The sequence below is a fragment of the Bacillus sp. FG16 genome (genome assembly GCF_057809515.1).
In genome coordinates, this window is the sequence record NZ_JBMDKC010000189.1 from 1 (window position 1) to 3,895 (window position 3,895).

Here is a 3,895-nt window from a genome sequence, read left to right on the forward strand (position 1 = left end):
CGCCGATGGTAGTTGGGACCTTGTCCCTGTGAGAGTAGGACGTCGCCAAGCAACTTTAAGACGAGTCAGAATGACTCGTCTTTTTTGTGTTTTATAAAATAAACTTGTAATTAATGTAAGCTCTATGAGTACGTTTATCTAGCAAGAAACAACTTTATTTTATTAGAATTTCACATTTAAGTAGCATACCTTCAGAAAAATATGGCTGAGCTTTAAAGTCTATTTGTTAACAAGAATATATACGAAGTATTGCCCTCTGGAGCCTGCTCACACCCTCTTTTATTTCTTCAGTTGTTAAATGGCCATACCCTATAATAATTCGATTGTGATGTTTTCCTTTTTCAATGGCATGGTCTTCCACAGGATATACTTTCACTCCGAGTTGTTGGATTTTCTCAAGTAATTCTTTTGTGAATTGAACTTGATTGAATTCAACAATCAGATGTAATCCTGTAGAATAACCGAAAATATTGATTGTATTTGAGAATACTGATTTTAATTGCTGGATAAGGAAGTCTCTTCGATTTTTATAGATTTTTTTCATCTTCATAATATGTCGTTCCAAATAACCTTCGGCAATAAATTTAGCAAGGATAAGCTGATTTAAAGAAGGTGTATGTAAATCTGAAAACCATTTTATCCTGCGACATTTTTCAATAAGGTGTGAGGGAAGAACTAAGTATCCCATCCTAAGGGCCGGTGATAAAATTTTACTAAATGAACCTATGTATATAACACGTTCGGGATCCAATCCCTGTAATGAACTTACAGGTGAACCTTCATATCGAAACTCACTATCATAATCATCTTCAATGAGGTAACAATTTGTTTTTCTTGAGTAGTTAACCAATTGAACACGTCGTTGAATTGGCAACGTTCCACCTAAAGGGAACTGATGAGAAGGAGTAATGAAGATGAATTTTGGATTTTTATTTGCAGGTAACAAAGATGTATTCATCCCATTATCATCAACTGGTATAGGGGAAAGAAAGGCTCCTGAATTTTTAAAAATTGTTTGAATATCATTGGTGATGGGATCTTCTATTAGTACTTCGTCACCTGATGACAAAAGTAACTTAGAAACAAGTGTTAAAGCTTGAGTTGCACCGGAAGTAACCACCAATTGTTCTGGATGACAAAAAACTCCTCTTGTTTTTAGTAAATAGCGTGATAAAACCTTTCTTAATTCGGGACGCCCTTGGGGGATATCATATCCAAACGTAGAAGGAGGTGTTTCATTCCATATAGTGTGAGACAACTTTGCCCATCCTTTACGTGGAAATAAGTCTAATGCTGGTATTCCTGAACGAAAATTAATGATATTACTGTCTTTGTTTGTTTCTTCGCACCAAGATAAAGAATCAATTAGAGTTGATTTTTTACGTTGTTCTAAATAAGTCCCTTCGGCAATGAATGTCCCAGCTCCTTGCCGAGTGACCAAAAAGCCTTCGGAAAATAATTGATCATAAGCTTCTAAAATTACATTCCTAGACACACCTAACTCAGAAGATAATTCCCTTGTTGCTGGTAGTTTTTCACCGGATTGTAGCTCTCCGTTTAATATTCGTTCACGTATTTGGTGATAAACTTGTCGAATTAAACTTATATCTAAAGATCGATCAATAGGTATCCAAAGCATATAAATGCTCCCTTCATCAAAATTGGTACCATAAAAGTTTGGATGAAATGGTACTAATACAAACCATTTTAGCATGCTATAGTAGGGTCAAATAGTTCTAAAGGAGATGAAAATGTGATGACTAAACCAGAATTACAAGTAGCTCAGGCATTTAAATCGATTGCACGAAATGAACATATAAAAGCATATGTACAACAATCCACTGAACTCTATGCGTTATTATTACAAGCTGCGAAACGCTTTGTCACCGGAGAAACGAGACATGAGGGAATTGGGACGGCAAAAGAACTAATTACAAAAGGTTATCATACTTCACTAGAATACATAGGGGAAAATACTCTAGATATAGAGGAATGCTATAAAGCAAAAAATGAGTTTTTGAATCTTATTGGGGACATGGGTGCTCTATCTATGAAACAAACAGTATCACTCGATTTATCTCATATTGGATTATCTATAGATCCAGAAATATCTTATATTCATTTAATGGAGTTGGCAGAGAAGGCGAAAGTACATGGAACTACCCTTATGATAAGTATGGAAGAATCATCTAAAGCAGCAGACATTCTTTCTATTTATAAAAAGGTAACTGAGCAATATCATAATGTAGGGATAACAATACAGGCACATTTATATCGCTCAAACAATGATATTCAAGAACTCCTTCATTATCCAGGAAAAATAAGAGTTGTAAAAGGTGCCTATCAAGAAGTTCCGGATATTGCTATGCCTAGATCAACTGATTTAAATCAACAGTATCTTCAAATTGTAGAAAAACTAGTTGAAAACCATCACCCTGTGTCTATAGCTACACATGATGAAATTCTTATTAAAGAGATGGAGCAACGTCAATATTTTAGTCATCCTAATGTAGAAATAGAAATGTTATATGGAATTCGTCCGGATATGTTAAGAGATTTGAAAAACAAAGGACATAACGCTAGAGTATATTTGACTTATGGGAAAGAGTGGTATTTGTATTTATGTCATCGGATAGCCGAACATCCAGAAAATCTATTTTATGCAGTGACAGATATGATACATTCACCTTTACCAGAGCGGAGTAGGGAATATTGAATAGACATTTAATACTGAATGTAAAAATGATTTTGGTTGTTGCCTAAAAATAAGAGCCGGATTTTTCTTAGTGTAGAAATTCCGGCCATTTTATATTGAAATTTTTTTAGTATATATTTGCGTTAAAGGCGGACAGCACCCTTGTAGGTATTGAGAGGATTAAGATTTATAATTGTGCAGCCGCCGTATACCTTGTTGTAGAATTGTTTTTGTATGGTTGTGTATTCTTAGGGGGGAGATAGAAACAACGGAAATTATGATTCTATATGTATTTCAAAAGGGGGATATATACTAGAAATGAAACTAAATGCTTTGTTAGTGAAATGATTCGCTCTTTTAGTAGTAAAACGTAAATATAGGTATGGGATTAATATCTATTAATGTTATATAAAAAGTGAAGCAATGAAAGGAACGAGCGTTCTGTATATGTGTGTTCGGTACACTTGATAAATTGAGGTACGTATTTTTAATCCAGTATATGTGTTTAAAAAGGAAATACTATTAATCAATTCGAACCTTGAGCATATCTTAAATGTTTATTAAGAGAATATAGCTGTATGGAAATAGATGATACTAAAGATGAAAGAGATATAAGGCTGATATTTCAGTGAAACAGGGATAGTTAATAAATATATTAGTGTGGCTCTATATATTTGTGAGTAAACAGATAAGCAACCATTACTTCATATAAGGAGAACTTGGGGCTCTATAACTAGAGTAGTATATGAGTTTATTATGGATTTCTGTATCGTTGTCTGTTATAAGAATACGTATATCTTCAATCGTTTCTAATAGAGGGCGTGATAAACAAAGAGGTATTAATATTTATTAAAATAAGATTGTTAGTTTCGCTGGGGAAAAACTTCTGTACAAATTAAGTCTAAGGTTTAAAGTAACTTTAATATATTTAGGGGAAATATAATTAAAGAGAAGCAGGAGGTAGCTCTTTGGTAATGAATCCTCGGAGAGACGTATCTAGCTAACAAAGCATATAAATATTAAATTGAATTTCTTTATAAAAAGGTGTTGACGATTATACTTTAGAGGTGTAATATAGAATAAGTCGCCGATGACATTAACGTCGCAAGCGACAAAAGAAATAAAAAACTTAGTTGACATTAACTAACGAAGATGTTAACATAAGGAAGTCGCAAATGAGCGACCAAGTAGTTCTTTGAA

Annotated in this window: 2 protein-coding genes; one reads left to right on the plus strand and one right to left on the minus strand. The window is 33.6% G+C overall.

Annotated features, from left to right (window positions below):
- Positions 1-226 precede the first annotated feature (226 nt).
- Entirely contained in the window at positions 227-1,639 is a 1,413-nt protein-coding gene (gene pdxR / locus ACODS7_RS31200) for a MocR-like pyridoxine biosynthesis transcription factor PdxR (RefSeq protein ID WP_043936055.1), read from the minus strand.
- Between the two features lie 117 nt (positions 1,640-1,756).
- Between pdxR and ACODS7_RS31205 the strand changes: the two genes are divergently transcribed.
- Positions 1,757-2,716: a proline dehydrogenase family protein gene (locus ACODS7_RS31205; protein ID WP_043936057.1), complete on the plus strand. Its 960-nt coding sequence runs from the start codon at positions 1,757-1,759 to the stop codon at positions 2,714-2,716.
- Positions 2,717-3,895: the final 1,179 nt, after the last annotated feature.